Genomic DNA, 22,024 nt, shown 5'->3' with positions numbered 1-22,024 from the left:
TAGAACAAATATTTTACAAATGTTAATGCAAAACATAATTCTTTTCTAAAATTCTCACGACAGCGTCCACGTGTGGTTTTTTCAATATGCTCAAATGATTACCTTCAACTTCATAGCAAGTTGTTTCGTTGCATAAGCTATCCCACCCCATGCTTGGCTTTATCAACTGGCCTTCGAACTCGTTGGTCTCATTGGCTTTAATAATCTCCATTGTGTCAAGAGGGAAAAGTGGCATTAGCGCAACGGGTGCATTTAGCTGTGCAGAAAACACTTTGGAGAAACAGCTGAGTTGAGAAATCGAAAAGCGATACCCTGAGGCATTTAGAATACGAGAGGCCCACCCCATCTTTTGTGCTTGATTTAGGCCTGCATACTCGCATTTTTGCTCTTCAGACAAAGGCACTGAGAAGAATGCCATTATGTTTTCTAACATTATTTGATTGCATTGTTCATCGCTAGTTGGTTTATCTACCTGTGTTGGCACTGGTGTGTCTAATACGGTTAAAGATAGTTTAATATGCGTTTTATGCTTTGCCTGTTGCACCATTTCGTGAGCAATAAAACTACCAAATGAATGCGCAACGATGTGAATATCACCACTCGTGTTCAATTTATCTAGCTCTGATAAGTAATGGCTCGCCGTTAAACTTACCGAGCTTAATACTTCATCTTTATCTGCTATCTCGTTAGGCTGCAAACCAAACACGGGAATGCGCTTATCTAGTCCTTGGACCAGACTTTGATATGAGATTAATAAGCCACCAGCGCCCGCAATCAACACGATAGGCTTGTAATCTTTTTGACCTTTTTGTAAACATAGCAGCGTTTTTTCTTCAGGCTCTGTAGAGCTCTCTTTAGTTAACTTTTCTACTGCCTGGCTCAACGTTGCAATTGTTTTATTTTCAAAGACGATATCAATAGGTAAGTCAATATCTAACTCATCACTTAACTCACCAACTAAGCGCATAGCAAGTAACGAATGTGCTCCTAACATGAAGATATCATCGCGTACACTTATATCCTTTAACTTAAGTAACGCTTTTAATCTGTCTGATAATGCTTGCTGAAGTGGTGTAAGGTACTCACCCTCACAGTAGTTTAGTTTTGTTTGTATAGTTTGTGCTTTTTCAACGAGCGATTTTCTGTCGATTTTGCCGTTATTGGTAAATGGCAAAGTATCAAGTATTTCAAAATACTGAGGGACCATATAATCTGGTAAGCGCTGAGCTAAAGTAGCGCGAATAGTTGACAACTCAAGATCATCGGCGTTACTGACCAAGAAGGCCACTAATTGATTTAAGCCATTGCCGTCCTGTCTAACCACGACAGCACATTGAGTCACTAGCTCATTTAATAATAAACTACGTTCTATTTCTCCAAGCTCTATCCGGTAACCTCTTACCTTTACCTGCTCGTCTAAACGACCCAAGTATTCTATTTCTTGGTCTTTGTTTACTCGTACTTTATCACCAGTTTTATACCATCTGGTTTTACTGGTCCTATCATAAATAAAAACACTATCGGTTTTTTGTGTATCTGCTATGTAACCTTTAGCAAGACAAACACCGCTAATATAAAGCTCGCCAGACAAGTAATTAGGTAAAGCTCTGTGGTATTTGTCGCAAATTGCCAAATGCGTCCCAGCGACTGGTAACCCTATTGACACTCTTTCATCACGTGCATTAGTTACGTCTTTTAATGTGGTTGATATGGTGGCTTCAGTCGGTCCATAAGCATTTATTAAACGAATAGATGTACCGTAATGTTGTTGCCAAGCAGACAGCGCCGCTCTTTGCATTTGCTCACCACCAATGGTGATAACCCTTAATTGAGTGCTTAAATTTACCTTCTCCATCGCCAACATATGCCAATACGCCGTTGGTAAACTCATCAAAGTAAGCGAACAGTCGTTAGATACTTTGGCCAATCCCCTTGCTGTCAATAACTGATTGGCATCAGTCATCACCAATGTCGCTCCGTTGAGCAATGAACAAAATATTTCTTCTGCGAACACATCAAAGCTGCTACTGGCAAATTGTAAATAGTTGTCTGTATGCGTTATGCCATAGCACCGACTTAGAAATGCAACATAATTGAGCACACTTTTTTGCTCTATCATCACTCCTTTGGGTGTGCCGGTGGTGCCGGATGTGTAAATGACATAACACAGCGATTGCTCAGTTATTAACTGCCTATATGGTTTTAGATCAGCCGTTGAACTATGTGTAATTGCATTGATATCAAAATAATCAGTTTTCGGTAATTCGCCTTGCCATTCGTTATTTGCACTAACAAGCCCAATAACACCGGCGTTGTCTGTGATAAATAAACGCCGCTCATGAGGTAATTGTGGAGATATGACTAAATAGGCAGCGCCAAGCTTCAAACACGCTAGCACCGAAATTATCAGTTCAAAACCTTTATCTAAACAAATCGCGAAGATAGGCTGCTTCGGCATGTGTGCAAGCGACTTGTAAAGGGCTTTAGATAGGTGACCAGCCAATTGATCCGCTCGTTGGTTGAGTTGTGTGTAACTCATAGCAGCATATTCACCCTGTTTATAAAACTTAAGGGCAATCTTATCTGGATATACAGCGACCATTTGCTCAAAGCGCTCAAGTATGCTTTGCGACATATCAAAATCAACAAAACCCTTTTGACCTATGCCTAAGCTACAAGTATCTATGGGTGCCGTTACCTCAGGATCTGCAATTAACGGGAGCTTATATAACTGCTCGTAGGGCTGAGTCACAAAAAGCTTAAGTAAATGGCATAAGGTATCTAAGCAATGCTGTGCAACTTTTTGGCTAAAGACGCTTAAATCATAACAAAGAGTCAGTGTTAACCCATCCGAATCGCCAGCAACCAAAGTCAGTGGATAGTGAGTGTTATCAATATAATTTTGGCTCTGCACGGTAAAAGGTACGTCTGTAACATTATCTAAGGGGTCTGTTGGATAGTTTTCAAATACATATAAAGCGTCGAATAGCGCGGTGCTATTATCAATGCCAGACCAATCGTGCACATTTGTTAAAGCGCTATGGGTAAAGTTTGACAACTGTAAATGGGTTTGCCTTACACGATTTAAAAAGGTCAAAACATCGTCGTTTTTATGGGTTTCCAGTTTTACCGCTTGCGTATTGATATATAACCCGACTCGCTCCTCAACGTGCGTTAAATCACTCGGCCGACCGGAGATGGTTTGACCAAATAACGCGTAGTCTTTATCACAACAAATACTCAACCAATAACCCCACACACCCTGTAAAATGTGATTTATGGTAAATCCGTGTGTTTTTGCAAAACTGACTAACTTCGACTGCTGCTGGATATCTAAAGCAACATCTAATTGCGCCATCAGCGGCTTTGGTGCATCGCTGTTATCACACTGAATATGCTCACTCACTAATGTCGGTTCGTATACGTTCGATAAATAGCGATGCCAAAACGACTGCTCGGTAGCAGCATTTTGCTCAGCTAAATATGCGATGTAATCTTTAAAATGATCTTCTCTAATCTGAATATACTGAGCATTTATTCGAGCTGAGTAAAAAGCCAGTAAGTTGGCAAAAAGTGTGGGTAATGACCAGCCGTCTAAAATCAGATGGTGATAAGTCCAAATAAAGCCATATCGATCTTCGCCAAATGGTAGCAACCTTAAGCGCATACAAGGCGCTTTAGTCAAATCAATTCCCTGACGGTATTCACGCTCAGCGATACCTTTTAGATAGTCACTCTCACTTGTATCGCTCAATAAAAACGACTCTTGCTCATCAATTTGCAAAGGTAACTCAATATCTTCAATTACCAACTGTAATGGCTCATCAACACCTTTTACAAATGCGGTTCTCAATATACTGTGAGTTTGTATAACCCGTTGCCAAGCATAACTAAATGCTTCAACATCTACTTCCCCACTCAGTACCATTGAAACTTGCTCTAAGTACGGAATATCGTTGCACAATGAGTTTCGCTGGCTCACAAGCCACATGCCTTTTTGCAGCATACTAAGAGGGTAAATATCAGATATCACTTTTTTCGAGTATGGTGCTACCAGCTTTTCTAACTGCAACCGCGATATATCACTTAATAATGCAAAATCACTCGGTGTGTATTGTCTAAACGCTGTATGTGCACAATGGGTTAATACTGCTTTTAAACTTTGCTCAAAATTAAGAGCGAGCAGCTCTACCTCATTATGATCAATCCTCTGGCTGTCATAATCAAAACTCAGCTTTAACGCGCCATCGCTTATAGCTGCGGTTATTTGCAGGCCGTAATAAAGATGGTTACAAGCGCTTTGAAGCCCCCCTATGTCCTCGAATGCATCTTTGAACTGTCCATCGCTTTTAATTGCATTGTCTAGCTGCCCTAAATAATTAAAAAATATTTTATCCTTTGTATCAATGTGCAGTGACTGACGAATGTCTCTTGATTGGTTTGAATAACGCAAGGCTCCATAGCTACTGGCTACCTTAGACGTATCTGCGAGCTGTTCTTTAATCGTACAAATAACTTCGTGCAAAGAAACCGCATTACTGAATAAATGAAACGGATACATCGCAGTAAACCAACCCACACTGCGCTGCGCTTTTTTCGACTGGTTCAGAATCTCTCGGCCATGCCCTTCTAGCATGATAATTTGAGAATGAGTTTGGTAGTACTGCATAGCACACCATTGCAACGCACTTAGCAACAACACCTGTACTGAAGTGTTGTAAGTAACATTGGCTTCTTTTAACAATGGACCTGTTAACTCTGGTAAACATGTGTACTTGTACGTTATGTGATTTGCCTGTTGCCCCGCTTCTAAGGCCTTTAGCTTCAACATGGTGCCTGCTTCTGCACACTTTACATGAGACTGCCAGCGTTTTAACTCGTTATTTTTTTGCCCTAACTCTGAATAAAATTGACTCACCTGCTTAAGCGATACAGTCCTTTTTGGTAGAGCAATTTGATGCCCATTACTGATGCTCTCACACGCTTGCTGAAGATCTTCTAATAAGATACGCCAAGAGACTCCATCTATGATCAGGTGATGTGCAATGATTAATAAGCGATTATCAGATTCAGCTTGTGGCGTCTTAATAAAGCAAACCCTAAGCAGTGGCCCAGCATTAAACTCAAAGCTTGATTGGGCGTTATTTGCTTCATGTAATAGCGATGATTGCCAGTTTTGCTTGCTGCTAACATCAACAACCTTCATTACTTCATGCACTGCAATAACTGCTTTGACGAACAACTCACCTTGATGAGTTACAACCTGACGCAAGCTGTCGTGCAGCTGAATTAGGTTTTCTAAAGCGGCTTCGATGTGGCTGAGGCTCACAGACTTGTCTATCGAGAGTAAAATCCCTTGGTTCCAGTGTGTTGGTTGTTCAAAATTTTGTTCAAAAAACCATTTTTGTATTGGTAAAGGCTCGATAATCCCGTTATGTTCTGGCACTGGCTGATCGATATCTTCGGTGCTGTTTTGCTCATTTAAATGCTCAGCAAGACGCGCAACCGTATTGTAGTTGAATACATCAGCCACTGATATTTGCATTCCTAGAGCACGTGCTCGGCTAGCAATTTGGATACTCAGTATCGAATCACCACCAAAAGCAAAAAAGTCGTCATCAATTCGCAGCGCCTTAGCGTTCAATACACCGTGATAGAGGTTGAGTAATTTACCTTCTAGGGTTTGACTACTATCACTTTGCTCATGGACAACGCTTTGACGTGCACTTTGCTCGTCAAGCGACTTAAACTCTCGGATCAATGCTTGATGGTCAATTTTTCCATGAGGGGTAAGTGGCACAGTATTGAGTGCAACATAATGGCGAGGATGCATATAGCTTGGTAACGCTTTTGATACCCTCTTTTTCGCGATATTGATGATATGCGTTTCACAATGATACTTTGCATCAAAACACAAAAATGCAACTAGCTGTTTAGCTCCGCCGTTTAACGAACACACCTGTACAACACATTCATTAACCTCAGGACATGAACCAAGCACTTGTTCAATCTCACTAAGTTCAATGCGATAGCCCCGTAATTTGATTTGATTGTCAACTCTTCCCACATAGGCAATTTTGCCATTTTCGAGTTGCCTGACCAGATCACCACTTTGATAAGCTCTTACAGACTCATTGGCTGGCGTGGTTAGCGTAATAAACCGTGATGCGGTCAAATCATCTTGATTCAAGTAACCCCGAGCCAAACCTGAACCTGCAATATATAGCTCACCTATCATGCCTGTCGGTACAGGTTTCCTTTGCTTATCAAGTATAAATAGGCTGGTATTGTCTACTGGTTTACCAATATCTGGCTGCGTTTTTGACTCTGTTACCAATCCAGACGTTGTCACCACCGATGCTTCTGTAGGCCCGTAGTTATTGACGACCTTAAATTGTAAAGCTGACACATCAACTCTATTTAACCTATCCCCACCGACCAGCAAGTAATTCAAATACTGCGGGGTAAAACCCTCATCCGCTAATATAGCTTCGGCAATTGGTGTGGCTAAAAAGCAATGCGTTACTTTGTACTGAGACAATAGTTCTGCGAATTGGATCGGCGCATTTAATGTAGGTCTAGGCACTGCAAGTATCTTTGCTCCTGCGCATAGATACGGCCACACTTCCCATGCTGCTGCATCAAAGGCAATATTGGCCGTTTGGCTTGCAACACTATTTTCACTGACTTGAAATGTATGGTTATGCCATGAACACAGGTTCATTAAACCACGATGTGGGATCATCACACCCTTGGGCTTTCCCGTTGTACCTGAGGTGTAAATTACATATGCCAACTGTTGCGCATTAACTTTTGGCAAGGTGCATTTTTGCTGAGCTTGCTCGCTTATCTTCTTGGCTGTTCGACAATCGTCAACACAAATAATAGGCGCACTGGAGTTTTTAACGTGACTAAATTTATCAGCGTGCTCGTGGTAGGTAATAACAAATGCCGCCTTACAGTCTTCACTTATAAAGCCAATCCTTTGTTGCGGGTAGTTTGGGTCAACCGGCACATAGCACCCTCCTGCTTTTAAAATACCAAGCATAGCGACAAGTAAGTTATCACTAAACGCCATACTTACTACCACACGTTGCTCAGGTTTTAAGCCATTATTAATCAAATACTGCGCCAACTCACTACTGCGCACGTGTAGTTGGTTGTAGCATATGCTTTCGTTATTATTAGGTTCAATCAGTACAGGCTTGTCTTGTAATGATGTCGCTCTATCAATAAATTCATCAATTACCGTACGGGTGTCGGTTTGCTCTGTATACCTCCCGCTAATAACTTGTTGTATCGCCTGTGATTGGGTGAGTAAGCAAAGCTGTCTCACCGGTGTATTAGGATGCGTTACTATTTGCTCAACTAACACTGAAAATGTATTAGCCAAAGACATAGTTGTTTGCTTATCAAATACCGCCTTGTTGTAAACCCAATTGAATTGCATGTGGTCATCGTTTTCATGGCAGCTCAGTTCAATATCAAACTTAACGCTCAGCGCATGTTCATCTATAGGTTTCGCTTCTAATGCAGGTAACTTAAGCGCAGTTTGCTGATTTGAATTAACAGAAAACGTAAGCTGAAACACGCTTTGATGGCTCAAGTCTCTATTTAACTGTAGCCTTTCAATGATCTGTTCAAATGGCATTTCCTTATGCATATGAATATCGTGCAAAAGGTGCTTTTGTTGAACGAGTAATGCCTCAAAACTAACATCCTCAGGGATCACTGTGCGTATAGGCAATGTATTTACAAAGAAACCAATTAAATGTTCTAGCTGAGTATGGTTGCGCCCAGAAAACGGACTACCAATTACCACATCGTCTGTCTGGCTAAAGCGTGCAACCGCCAGCGAAAATGCCGTATGTAGCCAAGTGAATAATGTTACGTCTAAACGTTGACAATGTGCACGAATGGCAGCACTGAGCTGCTTTTCAAACTGCTGTTTATATAGCGCACCTTGAGTTACCAAAAGCTTACTTCTTGGCTTATCTAAAGGCAGTTGGTGAACAGGTGGCGCGCCATCAAGCATGTTCAACCAAAACCGGCCATGCTCCTCTAGAGTTTGTTGAGTCAAGGCACCCCTTTGCCAAATGGCATAGTCTCGGTATTGAATGGGCAACGGCGTTCTTAGTGTATCGGGTAAGGCATGCGTAAATGCATAACTGTGATAAAACTGGGTAAATTCTTTAACCAAGATAGTTAACGATTGTGCATCACTGGCAATATGGTGCATGTTAACGAGTAGTCGATATTTGTTAGTGCCCAGCTTTAATAGCGTCACACGCAACATCACATCTTGATCAAGCCTAAATGGAGTTTGTCTGTCATCTCTGAGTATTTTAAGCCAAAGAGTTTGTTGCTGTGTTTTTGTCAGTGTTGTGGCATCAACATAATGAACAATATCCTCATAGTCTTGCTGTACTTGTTGATATGGTTCACCACGCTGCGACGTTATAATGCACGTTCTTAGCACCTCGTGGCGCTTCATCAGCGCATACCAAGCTTGTGTAAATGCATCAATATTTAATTCACCTGAGAGCTCGAAGGCCGAGCTCATATGATATTCAAAACTGCCTTGTTGAAGCTTATCGATACTCCATAGTCGCTGCTGTGCAAACGATAACGGAGTTGCTTTGTTATGCTCTCGACATTTAAGAGCTATTTCGTCAATTGGTTGGTTTTCAATATGTTGATTATGCTTGGCAAGCATCGCTAATGACTTAACTTGTGGGCGTTGAAATAAGTCTTTAAGCGTAATGTTTAGTTTTGCATTTTCGCGCAGTTGAGCAACCGCTTGCGCCGCTAATAATGAATGCCCACCCAACCTAAAAAAGTGGTCATCTCGACCCACTTCTTCCAAATTAAGTACTTTTGCAAAACACGCTGCGATTAGCCTCTCAGATTCAGAACTTGGAGCACTAAAAGGCGCCATTTCAAGTTCTTGCGAGTCTAATGATAACAACGCTTTTTTATCGACTTTACCGTTACCTGTTAGGTGGAGTTTTGACACAGCGATAACTTTGGTCGGTATCATAAATTCAGGCAGTGTTTTTCTTAAATACTCCTGAACTTCAGATGTTAAGTCATCAAATGTTGCTTTTGCGGCTAGCACAACAAATGCGCAAATGCTGGCACCTAGCGTCTTATCTTGCTTGAGCAGCGCTACTGCCTCACCAAGCCTTGGGTGCGTGCGTAGCTGGTTTTCTATTTCACCTAACTCAATACGGTAGCCTCTAACCTTTACCTGATCATCAATCCGCCCTACATAGAGTAACTCTCCATTACAGAGCAAGCGCACCAAATCCCCTGTTTTATAAAGCTTGCTGTTATCATTACAAAAAGGGTTAGTAATAAACCGTTGTTGGTTTAGTGACTCTTTTTGCCAATAGCCACGACAGACACCTTCACCGCCAACATATAACTCGCCAATAGCGCCATAGGGCAATGGTTGTAGGTATTTATCTAATACATAGCAGGTTGTTGTAGGTATAGGTGTGCCTATGTTACTAGCACCTTGCGCAATTTCGTTAAGGGTAATTTGCTTGTAAGTAACATGTACGGTCGTTTCAGTGATCCCGTACATATTGATTAACTTACAATCATTGAATTGTTCAGCCCAAGGTAAAAGCTTTGCACAGTGCAAGGCTTCACCACCAAAAATAACGTAACGAATACAACTTTGTGCACGCATCACATCATTTAGTTTGAGCATGCTATCTTGCAATACATAAAATGCACTTGGAGTTTGATTAAGTACAGTCACTTTTTGTTCTAACAGTAACTTTGCAAATGCCACGCTGTCTTTACTGAGCTCTTTACTAACAATCACTAAACGACCGCCAAACAATAACGCGCCGTACATTTCCCAAACAGAAAAATCAAAGCAAAAGGAATGAAATAATGTCCACACGTCTTGCTCATCAAAATCAAACAGACGTGGTTCTGTGAATAACAACCTCACCACGTTGCGGTGTTCAATCTGCACCCCTTTTGGTCGCCCTGTCGTGCCTGATGTATAGATCATGTAAGCAAGGTCTTGTGGTAACAGCCCAACACTTGGATTATCAACATCTACTGGGGTGTCGTGCTTCGCAAAATCATGGATGTTAACAACTGTCATGCCAAAAGAGTTAAACACACCAACACTTGTGTTATCGCACACTAAAAGTTCGCCACCCACATCTTTGACAATATACTCGATTCGATCTGCCGGATAGTCTGGGTCAATAGGCACGTATGCGCAGCCTGCTTTTAAAATGGCCAGCAAGGTAGCTATCATATCGGCATTACGACTTACACTTATTGGTATAAGCTGCTCTTTGCGCACACCTTTACTAATTAGGATATGTGCAATTTGATTAGCTCGAGCATTAAGTTCATGGTAACTCATAGAGCCATGCTCATCTGTGATGGCCAATCGTTTAGGATGCTGCCGAACTTGATGCTCAAACAGCGTCACTAAATTTTCAGTGTTCGGCCACTGTACATCATTGTATTGTTGCCCTTGCTGTAACACTTTCTGGATTTCATTTTGCTTTAAAAGCGGTATGCGTGCACATGGCGTACTTGCATTTGTACATACCGTATTTAGCATTAAAACAAAGCTATCTGCCCAGTGCGTAATCGTTTCTATGTCATATAGCGCATCATCAAATTTCCAATTTAATACCATGCTTTGATTAGACAACTGAACATTAAGCTCTAAGTCGCATTTAATAGCGCACTGCTGGCTACTGAGCGGCGTGATCTCTTCAATTGTTAAATTGGGTAGCTCAAAGCTACTGCGACTGGTTTGTTCTAACGTAAATAAAATTTGGACTAGCGGGTGATGACTTAAGTCTCGTTTACAATTGAGCGCCTCAACAAGTTTATCAAATGGTACGACATCGTATTCAAACGCCTCTAGTATCGACTCTTTTTGCTTTTGCAACCACTGGCAAAACTCACTGTCATCTTCAAGTTCAGCGGGTATCACTATTGTATTTGCATATAACCCAATTTGATTGTTTAAACTTGGGTGGTTGCGCCCTAAAACGGGCGTACCCACTGCCACATGATTAGTTTGACTGATGCGACCAATGAACAGCATAAAACAGCTCAACACCCACATAAATGGCGTAACCTGATGCTGTGCTACCTGCTGTTTTAACTTGTTGATGATTGCGCTATCAAGCTGTTGGCGGTAAATTCGGCCACAGTTTGTCTGCACTGAGGGTCTCGGCCTATCGGTTGGTAATGACAAGATAGGTTCTAAATCCGACAACTTATCGTTTAGTGCTGTCAGTGCATTACGCAAATACGCTTCGCTTAATGTTTGTCTTTGCCACAGTGCATAATCAACATATTGAATAGGCAGCGGTTGCGTTTTGTACAACTTATCTTTAAGTAAGCCGCTATATATAGTTTCGACTTCACCCATCAAACAATCTAAAGATGCACCATCAGAGATGATATGATGCATGTTAAACGTCAACCTGTATTCAGTCTCTAGCTTTACCAACAAAACGCGAAAAAGCGGACCAACCTCAAGATTGAGCGACTCGTTTTTAAACTCTTCAATTAACTGGCTTACTTTTTCTAACAAGGCTTGTTGATTATTTTTATTGGATTTTTCTAATTGGTATGCATCAACAACACGCAATGGCACTGTGATTGCCGGCAAGATAACCTGCTGTGGTACACCATGTTCATCTGCCACAAACTGTGTCCTGAGCGTTTCATGCCGAGCTACAATTTGTGCAATTGTTTGCTTAAACACCGCTTCGTCCAAATCGCCAATCAGTTTAAAGGTAGCCGACATATAATATTGCTCACCACCTTGTAGTTGCTCTACAAACCAAAGTCCTTCTTGAGCAAAACTCAGTGGCAACTTTGCTGGCCTAACTGCAGGTACTATCTCTTGAGACAAACCTGTCTCAGCGCATTTAACTGATTTTTGCTGAACAAAGTACGCGATTATCTGATCTTTATTCGCAACAATGCGTGATTTGAGCTCAGGTGGAAAATCAGCTTTTTGTTTAAACGCGAGGCCACCGTTTTTTTCATATAAAGTGATCCCCGCTGCGAGCGCTTCACCGATCAAGTTTTCAATATGTAATGTTTGCTCATTCATCATAAAAACATCTCTTCAGAGGTATCGCTTGTGTCGCTATTAGAAGAAGCATCTCCAGCAGCGTGATTAATTGCATACCACTGTGATATCGCCGCCACCGTCGGTCGCTCAAACAACACTTTCACCGGAATGTCTACCTGTAACTGCTCTTTGATAATAGACACACATTGCGTGGCAATTAAAGAATGCCCACCAAGTGCGAAAAAGCTATCACTAATGCCTATTCCATCAACATTAAGTAGCGATGAAAAAATTTCGACCAAAGCAGTTTCAAACTCGTTGCGTGGTGCCACTTGCTGTGTACTGACCACGCTTTGACTACTTATTGCCTTTAGCTTGTTGGTATCTACTTTGCCATTTACAGTAAGGGGCATAGCTTTTAATGCAATAACCTTGTTAGGCTGCATATAGTGAGGCAAAGTGGTTGCTAAGCGTTGTAACATAGGGTCTAGCGACGCCCGCTCTAACACATAACAGTCATGGTCAATTAGCTCTGGTATGCCTTTTTTAAATGTAACCAATGCTTCTAACGTTTGTTGCTGTTTATTAAGTAGCACAACCGCTTGACTAATTTCAGGGAGTTTCTCTAAGTGACTTTCTATTTCACCCAGCTCAATGCGATAGCCTCTGAGTTTTATCTGGCGATCATATCGTCCATAAAACTGTAACTGAGTCGGCTGCGCATTTTCATCGGTTAACCAACGAACCTGATCACCGGTTTGATAACAGCGGATAGGTTGATCATGTTCAAGTAGCTGTATTTCCGTAAACTTTTGTTCAGTTAGCTTAATATTATTAAAGTAACCTTGCGCCAAATTTGCGCCTGCAATATAAAGCTCACCCATCACCCCAGGAGGCACCAACTGTTTGTGTTCATCTAACACAAGCAGTTGGGTATTAGCTATTGGCCGGCCTATAGGAACCGTATGCTCAGCCAGCTGCGTAAGCGCTTGAATGTTATCTTTGTTGGCACAATAAATACTGGTGCCGACTGTTGCCTCAGTCGGGCCATATTCATTGAACCACATACAATTGGGTAAATAGTGACTCAGTTGCTCTACCATTTTTACACTTAGCGCTTCGCCTCCAATAACCATCATATGGCGAGTCATTACTGGTTTTGCCGGCAGCTCATGTAAGAGCCCTTGTAAGTGCGCGGGTGTAAGTTTAAAAAGCGCAGGTGCTGATGAAAACACCCTATCAGCCAATGAAGCGATGATGTTTTTGTCATCGGCCAACACGTTCACTGGCACACCACTGCACAATGGCGCCCAAATCGTTGTAACAGAAGCATCAAATGCCATAGGTGTACTTAAAACAGCCATGTTAATGGTGCTATCTAAATAACTAGTCACAGCATGATTTAAATATACCTCAAGGCTTTTATGGCTAATTGCTACCCCTTTAGGCTTTCCGGTGCTACCAGACGTATAAATAATATAAGCAAGTCCATCGTGAACTATTGGGCTGACTTGCTCCACTTTATGGCTTTGACCAAGCTCATCCATGTTGACCATTGCTATATCAAGCGCGAGCGATTTCCCAAAAACTTCATTAGATGATGTAACCTCATTCAAAATCACACAATTAACCTGGGCATCGTGCAAAATATATTGGCACCGCTCTGTTGGTAATTTGGGATCGACCGGAACATACGTCGCCCCCACAAACCATACACCAAGCATTGCTGCAATCATGTCAGCTGAAGGGGGTAAGCAAAGCGCGACTCTATCTGCGGGCATAACATTGTTGTGCCGCAAAACACTTGCCAGTTGCATTGCGCGTTGCTGTAAATCATAAAAACGCCATTGGCAACCATCGGGTGATATAACCGCCAAGCGCTCTGCTTGCTCGTTTTTCATTTGCTCAAACAACGCTAACACAGCACTTCGAGCGGAATTGTTTTGATGATACGTATGAGCGCTAACTAGATACTTTTGCTGCTCTAGTGTGAGTAATGGAACAACAGAGGTATTTAATGATGGCTTATCTACTAACGCTTGGATCATAACGCCAAATGAGTCAGCCATCGCTTTTATGCTACTTCGTTTAAACAATGAGGTGGCAAAGTTCCATTGTAATTCAATGCCACTTTCTTGCTCTATTGCATTCACCTCTAAGTCAAATTTCATATTGTGAGAAGGTGTTGGTAACTGTGTTATCTGCAGATCAGGTAGTTTAAACTCTGTCTCCTCGTTGCTTTGTAAAGCAAACAAAATTTGAAACAGAGGTTGATGCGCCAGATTTCGTTCGGGCTGCAAAATTTCAACCAACTGTTCAAACGGCACTGCCTGATGTTTAAATGCATCAACAATTACCTTTTTTTGCTGCTGTAAAAACGCCTCGAAGCTTTGCGTTTCTGCAGACTGTGCTCTAATCACAATAGTATTAACAAAGAAGCCTATTAAGTCTGATATTTCTGGCTGCTCTCTGCCCGCCACTGGCGATCCTATTAAAACATCCTTGGTGTGGCTAAAGCGCATAACTAATAGCGAAAAAACACTATGCAACCACATAAACAGCGTAACGCCTTGTTCAGCACACTGCTGGTTTATCGCATTAGTGAGACTTAATGGTAAAAGCTGGCTAACTGTTTGCCCTTCTAACTGTTGCACAGAAGGCCTTGGCTTATCCAACGGTAGCTGATGTAAACTTGGGTAGTTGCGCAATTGCGTTTGCCAATAACTTAACGACTGCTCAATAGCTTTTTGATGCGTAGCTTGTCTTTGCCAATACGCAAAATCAGCATACTGAACGGGTAATGGCTGCATCGGCCTTTCTTCCAATTGATGAGCGGGCTGTTCGTTGAAGTGACGATAAAATGCAATAAATTCCTTAAGCAAAATCGTCATAGACCAACCATCGCTGGCGATATGATGCATATTAAAATGCAAGTAATAATGCTCGGTAGACATTTTAACTATCAAAACGCGCAGCAATACATCGCGCGTTAAATCAAATCGCCCCTGCTGTGCTTCATTTATTAACTTGTTTAATTCTTTTTCTGCGTCATCTGCGCCGATTGCCGATAAGTCATGCACCGCGCAGGGCACATCAAAGCATTCATTTATAAGTTGTTCGGGCGCTTCGCCACTACTACCAGGAAGAATATGCGTTCTGAGCACTTCATGACGTTCAATAATGGCCCCAATGGCTTGTTTGAACGCAGTTAGGTTTAAGTTACCTGTAACGGTATAGCTTGCAGGCATGTGATATTGTGCAGCCCCCTGTTGAACTTGCTCAATCAACCACAATCGATGTTGCGCATAAGACAACGGCAAGCGCTCTGAGCGAGACACCACCATGATTTTTCCGTCGTCTTCTATTAATGGGCACTGCTGCAATGCTTCTGAAAGTGACAAAATACAGGGCGTTTTAAATAATTGTGCGAGCGTGATATCAAAATGCTTATCTGCCCGTATTCTACTAATGAGCTTTATTGCTAATAATGAGTGGCCCCCTTGATCAAAGAAACTTCTTTCGAGCATAACGTTTGGATTTTGCAAAACATCGCTATAAAGCTGCAACAAATATGCTTGAAGTGACGTTAATGCGGTGAGCTTTGCTTTTGTCGCTGGGCGAGTCGCGCTTTTCATATAGCTATTATGTAGCGCTTGTAGATCAACTTTTGAATTTGCTGTGAGGGGTAAGCTCTCAACTTGGTTGAACTGACTTGGCACCATGTAACTGGGCAACTTATCAGTCAAATACTTTTTCAACTGCGTAACATCAAGCTCAGTGTCCGACTTAGCCACATAGTGTACGCACAAAAATGACTGAGCTTTGTCAACGGTCACTGCACAATCAATGATATCGTCAAGCTGCAAGATATGATGGCAAATTGAACCTGGTTCTATACGATATCCCCGCAGCTTAATGGCATCGTCAGTTCGACCACAATAGCGTAAATAACTAGGCGTCCCCCCCTCATTACAATGCCACTTAACCACGTCACCGGTGCGATAAAAGCGTTGTTTTACAAAACCTTTATTAAAAGGCACGGCAACATCAACAAACTTACTTTCATTCAGCGCTATGTGGTTGACGTAGCCACTACTGACTGAAGGTCCACAGATCAATAATTCTCCAGGCACGTTGATTGGTGCAATTTGATCAAACCTATCTACAACCAACATTCCAACTTGTTCGATTGGCAAACCTATCGGCATATCAGAAAATGAATTTAATTGCTCAACTGAAACACCCGCATCAATCGTATAAATACTTGACCCTACCGTTGTTTCTGTTGGGCCATACTCATTTATCCATTTAACTTTAGGAAACTTGCGCTTTAATACACTAATTAACTCGACAGCCAGCGCTTCTCCACCGACAACTACCGTGTGCTGACTATCACAAGTGGGCATGTTGTCGGTTAATATCTGTACCGCTCTTAAGTGGGCTGGTGTTACTTTAAATAACAAGTCTGTTGATGAATTACACAGCCAATCAGTAAGCTTGGGCAATTGATTGGCGTCGTCTGCGACGATGTTGACTGCTCCCCCTGTTACCAATGGCGTGAGCAACGATGTCACCGTTGCATCAAAAGCAAGTGGTGTACATACAACAGAGTCTTTTATCGTTGAGTCTTCTGTTAAATACGCCTCACAGGCATGCTGCAAATAGATATTGAGGTTATTATGGCTAATTGCCACTCCCTTTGGTTTACCTGTGGAGCCAGACGTATAAATGATGTAGCTGAGCAAATCACATGAATGGTTTAATAAGTTCACCTTAGGCAACGTTGTAGGATATATGCTGAAATTATTTTGCTGCTCTAAAAGATCATCCAACATAAGAAAGTCAGTACCGCTTTCAATTAACTTCTCAGCATTTTCAGTGAGCGACAAGATCAGTACCATGTTCGCATCATTAACAATGTCAGCAATCCCAGCTTTGGGCGTATCTAAATGCAAAGGCACGTAAACATGCTGTAACTTTAATATCGCTAACACACTAACAACCATCGCTATGCCACTGGGCAATAAAATCCCAATTCGGCTTTGGGGTGAAAACTCCATTTCGAGTATGCTATGCGCGAGCTGATTTGAAAGTAGTTCTAATTGGCCATAAGTGAGTACTTGAGTGCCATCTCTTAATGCCACTAGTTCTGGGTAGTGCTTCGCGTTTAAACTAAATTTTTGATGCCAACCAGAAGTTTGCAAAGTGTCTATCTCTACAAAGCGAGCATACGTTAATACAGCCTCTTGTTCTGCTTTAGCGCATATTTCAAGCTCAGATAATTTAGCATCAGTGCGAATTAAACATTGCTCAAGCACATAGCAGTATTGCTCGAAAAATCGCTCGATACTGTTGCGTTGCCAAAGTGATGTGTCATACAACCATTCAACAATGATTTGCTCATGGGTATCAATCGCACTGACTTCTAAATCAAGCTTGGCTTGGCGTATTTTTGGTTCGACTATTTCTACTTCTAGGCCATCTAACTGTAATGCTTCATTTACTTGGTTATTTACCCGAAATACAATTTGTACCATCGGATGAATAGAGATGTTTCTTTCAACATTGAGTGCTTCAACAAGTAAATCAAATGGTACGCTTTGGTTTTGAATAGCTTCGCTCAGTGTTTGTTTGGACGATGTTAGTGCCTGCTCAAAATTTTCCTCAAAGTTAAACTCGTTAAAAAGCACTAATGTATTAATAAAGTTACCAATCAATCCTTCAAACTGCTTCAAATCACGTCCTGATACGGGCGTGCCAATTGCCACAGCGTTCGTCTGTGATAAACGGCTCAGCCAAACGCTAAAAACAGTTTGCAATACCAAGAATAGTGTGTGGCCTGACGTTTTAATATAGTTGCGTAATTGCGATTCCAAACTGGCTGGTATTGCTTTACAAAATAATGCTCCACCGCGCAATGGCTCATTGCACCTTGGTACATCGGTTGGTAATTCATGCACTTTAGGTAAATTGGCAAGCTTATCTCGCCAATATCCAAGCTCTGCTGAGTTATCAGATAGTGCAAAGTGTTCGTGTTGCCAATATACATAATCAATATAACAATTTGTCAGAGGCGGCAAAGGCACATCTTGCTGTTTCAAGCTTTGTCGATAAAAATGAGATAATTCTTTACACAAAACATCAATTGACCAACCATCTGACACAATATGATGCATAGTAACCACCAGCAGATGCTCAGTATTGCGCAATGTTATTAACTGCCCCCTTATCATTAAGTCGCGTTCTAAATCAAAACTATGCTGGTGATCTGACGCTATTATTTGTTCAATTCGTTTAGCTTGCTGCTCAGTATCCAGTGACATGAGTTCATGAAATACAAGCGAAAATTTTGCAATGGGATTTTCAAATTGCTGTGCTGTGCCATCTTCAGCCGACTCGTAGTTGAACATAAGAATTCGATGGCGCTTAACAACACTGTTAAACGCTTGTTCAAGGCACCTGCTATTCAGTTGGCCATTTAACCTAAATACCCCCTGCAAATTATATTGGCTACTGTGTCCTTGCAGCTGATCAACAAACCATAATCGTTGCTGCGAATAAGAAAGAGGAAACGGGCCACTGTGAAATTCACTGCGCCCATTTTTCAACTGGATCTGCTCACTTGCAAAAGACCCACCTTCATGATCCTCAATAAATGCAGCCAACTCAGCTACGGTAGGATTGGCAAAGATAGTTTTAAGCGTCACTGATATGCCAAAGTGATCTTTTACCCTATTCAACAGTTTCATTGCTAATAAAGAGTGACCGCCTATGACGAAGAAATCGTCATGTATACCCACGTGCGCGTGTGCAGTTAACTGCTCGAACATCTCAGCCAGCTTTTGCTGTGTGTTACCACATGGTTTTTCGTAGTTATTTGTATCTAATGTTAGCGGTTGACTTTGTAAATACTTTCGGTCCACTTTACCGTTAGCTAACAATGGCAGTTCGTCTTGCAACACAATAACACTTGGTACCATTGGCTCTGGTAAATGTAGCTTTAAATCAGTTTTAATGGTTTGTTTAAGTGCAGCTTTACTTAGTTCTGCTGGCTCAGGGACAACAAATGCGACTAGGGTTGCATCTCCCTCACGTTTTACACAGGTCACAACCCCAGTTCTAACTTGGTTTAGGCTATTTAACTTAGATTCTATATCTTGAACATCGACTCTAAACCCTCTTACTTTGAATTGATTATCTAACCTGCCTAAGTATTCCAACGCTCCTTGTGGGTTTAGCCTAACCTTGTCTCCTGAACGATAAAAACGCTGCCCTCCTATCGTTACAAAGGCACTTGTACTGTGATCCGGCACATTGATATATCCAAGCGCAATGCATTCTCCTCCTATGAACAGTTCACCTGGCGATCCTGCAGGTACATTTTGTAACTTGCTGTTCAATATCTTTAGCTGTACGTGCGAAAATGGCTTTCCGATACTGAAGCTCCCCCAGTTAAAATCACTGCTATCAGTCACTTTACACGCGGTCACGCCGATACAAGTTTCGGTCGGACCATAATGATTAAAAATACTGGCATTAGGGAAGTTACGACAGATTGAGTTAACTAGTAACTGAGGTAATGGTTCGCCACCAAAGACCCATTGATCGACTGCTACAGTTCTTTGTAAGTTGACCACTTCTGGCAATATCTCATTGGCAAAAGATGGGGTTATTTTTACAAAATTGACGTGTTGTTTGGCAAGTTCATCGGCAATCAGTTGTGGCTCTAACTGCGCTGTATCAGCACCAATTAGGACGATACTTCCTCCTGCCGCCAACACTGGGTAAACCCCAGTTAGGCATAAGTCTGTTGCAAGTCCGGTTAATACTGCTGATCTGGTATTTGCAGTAAACTCTATAACCTCACTTACCCCATTAACATAACTTGTTAATGCACGGTGAGGCACTAAAACACCTTTAGGTGTACCAGTAGAGCCTGATGTAAACATCACATAGGCACAGTCTTGAGCACTGATACTGACATTTACTTCACTTTTTTGTTTGGCTTCGCTTAGCAGCGCATCAAAAAAATTGACATCGACACTCGCTTGGGCCAACGCCATTGATCCATTATCTGATAAAGTATTGCGATTCATAGTGATTAATTGATCGCAACTTGCTTGTTCTAAAACTTCTAGAATGCGGTTTATCGGTGTGCTTTGTTCAATCGGTAAATATGCCAAACCAGCGCGCATAATACCCAACATGGCGATAATGCAATTGGCTGAGCGATTAACCAATAAAGCAACAGGCTTATCCTGAGAAAAACGCGAGTCTGTAATTAACGCTCTAGCTAATGTCGCACTTACTCTATCAAGCTGCGCATAACTGACTTGCTTTTCAGCCCCTTCGATTAACGCAATTTTTTGCGGGTCCTTTTGTGCGTGCTCAATAACACGTTCAACTATACTTACAAAAGCTCTACTATTAGATTGCCGTGCTAATAACTCAACAGAGCGCGCCACACTTGGTAAGCTTATTGTGGCAATGTTTTGCTGCTCGCCTTCATCACTAAGCTCTTCAATCAACGCGACAAAATCTGACGCAAACATGTTAATAAATTGGCTATCAAATAAATGCGCGCTGTAATCTATTTCTGCGCTTACACCACGTTCAGAAGATGACAAAGTAAGCGTTAAATCGTATTTAGCACTTTGATTTTCAAGGGGAATCAGCTCAGCTGACAACCCTGCTGATGATAAACACTCACTCGTCACACCATTGTAGTTAAACAATATCTGATACAAAGCTGAGTGCGCACTAGATTTGGGCAGCTCTAGCGTTGCAATGATGTCTTCAACAGCTACGTTTTGATTTGCTAAACCATCTTTAACTATACCCTTAACTAGTAACGCTAGTTGCGCAAAGTTAGGTGATGATTCAAGTTTTACCCGCATCGGCAGCGTGTTAATAAAACAACCAATCATACTTTCGAATTCAGCTTGAGTACGATTTAAAACTGGCACGCCCACCGTAATATCGTGCTTATCACTATACCGATGTAGCAAAACATAGTAGGCACTCAAAAAGCCAACGAATGGCGTTACACCGATTTTTTTACATGTCTGTTCAAACCTCTTTAACACAACGCTTTGAATAGTAAAGCGCGCTGTATCACCCTGATAGCTTTTATTTGCACCGCGCGCATGGCAAGTGGGTAATTCAAAAAGCGCCAAGTCAGTCAGTTGATTTTGCCAATAAGCCAGTTGATTATGGTACTCATCGGTTTTGCGAAACTGCATTTCCCAATAAACATAATCTTGATATTGCAAGGTGTTGGCACGTTGTTCAGTGCAGTCATTTAACTCTTCCAACACAGCTTTAACCAGAAGCTCAACTGACCAGCCATCGGCAATAATATGGTGCATCGCTAAATATAACCACTGCCCTTGGTTCTCTGATCCATCCACAAACAAGGTGCCCCTAATTAGCAGCTCATTTGATAAGTCAAAGCAATACCTAAGCTCATTGTGCAGCTTTTCAACTAGCTGTTCTTTACACGGCGTCCCAGTGATACGTGATAAGTCTAAAGAAAAGGTGTAGTTTTCATTAACCCTTTGAACGGTGCCTTCATCACATTCAAAGAAATTAGTTTTTAATATGTCATTGCAAGACAACACGTTATTAATAGCAAGGTTCAATTTGCTAGCGCAGATAGTACGAGAGAACTTAATCAAACCCGCCATGTTATATGCATAAGATTGCTGTTCATATTGAGAAATAAACCAAATTCTCTGCTGCGCACTCGACAAACGCCCTTGCTTTTGGCTTTGGCTATTCAAATAACTAATCAGCTGCTCTTTGAATTGCTTTATTTGTGCTAAAGGCTCTTGAGGGACTCGTTCTAACTTTGTCCTCAGCTTCAGCTTCCCGTTTTGCAAATACACATAAATACCACGGCTATCTAAATCCGCTAAAAAACGCTCTATCGCTAAATTATCCATC

General features: G+C 41.7%; 2 protein-coding genes. Both read right to left on the bottom strand.

The window, feature by feature from the left end:
• Positions 1-22: 22 nt before the first annotated feature.
• On the bottom strand, positions 23-12,121 hold the full coding sequence (locus GDK41_RS08005; RefSeq protein WP_152085910.1) for a non-ribosomal peptide synthetase: 12,099 nt from the start codon (positions 12,119-12,121) through the stop codon (positions 23-25).
• Positions 12,118-22,023: a non-ribosomal peptide synthetase gene (locus tag GDK41_RS08000; protein WP_152085909.1), complete on the bottom strand. Its 9,906-nt coding sequence runs from the start codon at positions 22,021-22,023 to the stop codon at positions 12,118-12,120. The genes GDK41_RS08005 and GDK41_RS08000 overlap by 4 nt, the downstream gene beginning before the upstream one ends.
• Position 22,024: the final 1 nt, after the last annotated feature.

This window comes from Pseudoalteromonas sp. A25 (assembly GCF_009176705.1).
Lineage (GTDB): Bacteria > Pseudomonadota > Gammaproteobacteria > Enterobacterales > Alteromonadaceae > Pseudoalteromonas.
Note: the sequence above shows the minus strand (reverse complement) of the source record. Positions and strands in the feature narration are given on the sequence as shown.

Coding starts and splice junctions, on each gene's coding strand:
- GDK41_RS08005 (WP_152085910.1), bottom strand. CDS start 12,121: ATGATGAATGAGCAAACATTACATATTGAAAACTTGATCGGTGAAGCG.
- GDK41_RS08000 (WP_152085909.1), bottom strand. CDS start 22,023: ATGGATAATTTAGCGATAGAGCGTTTTTTAGCGGATTTAGATAGCCGT.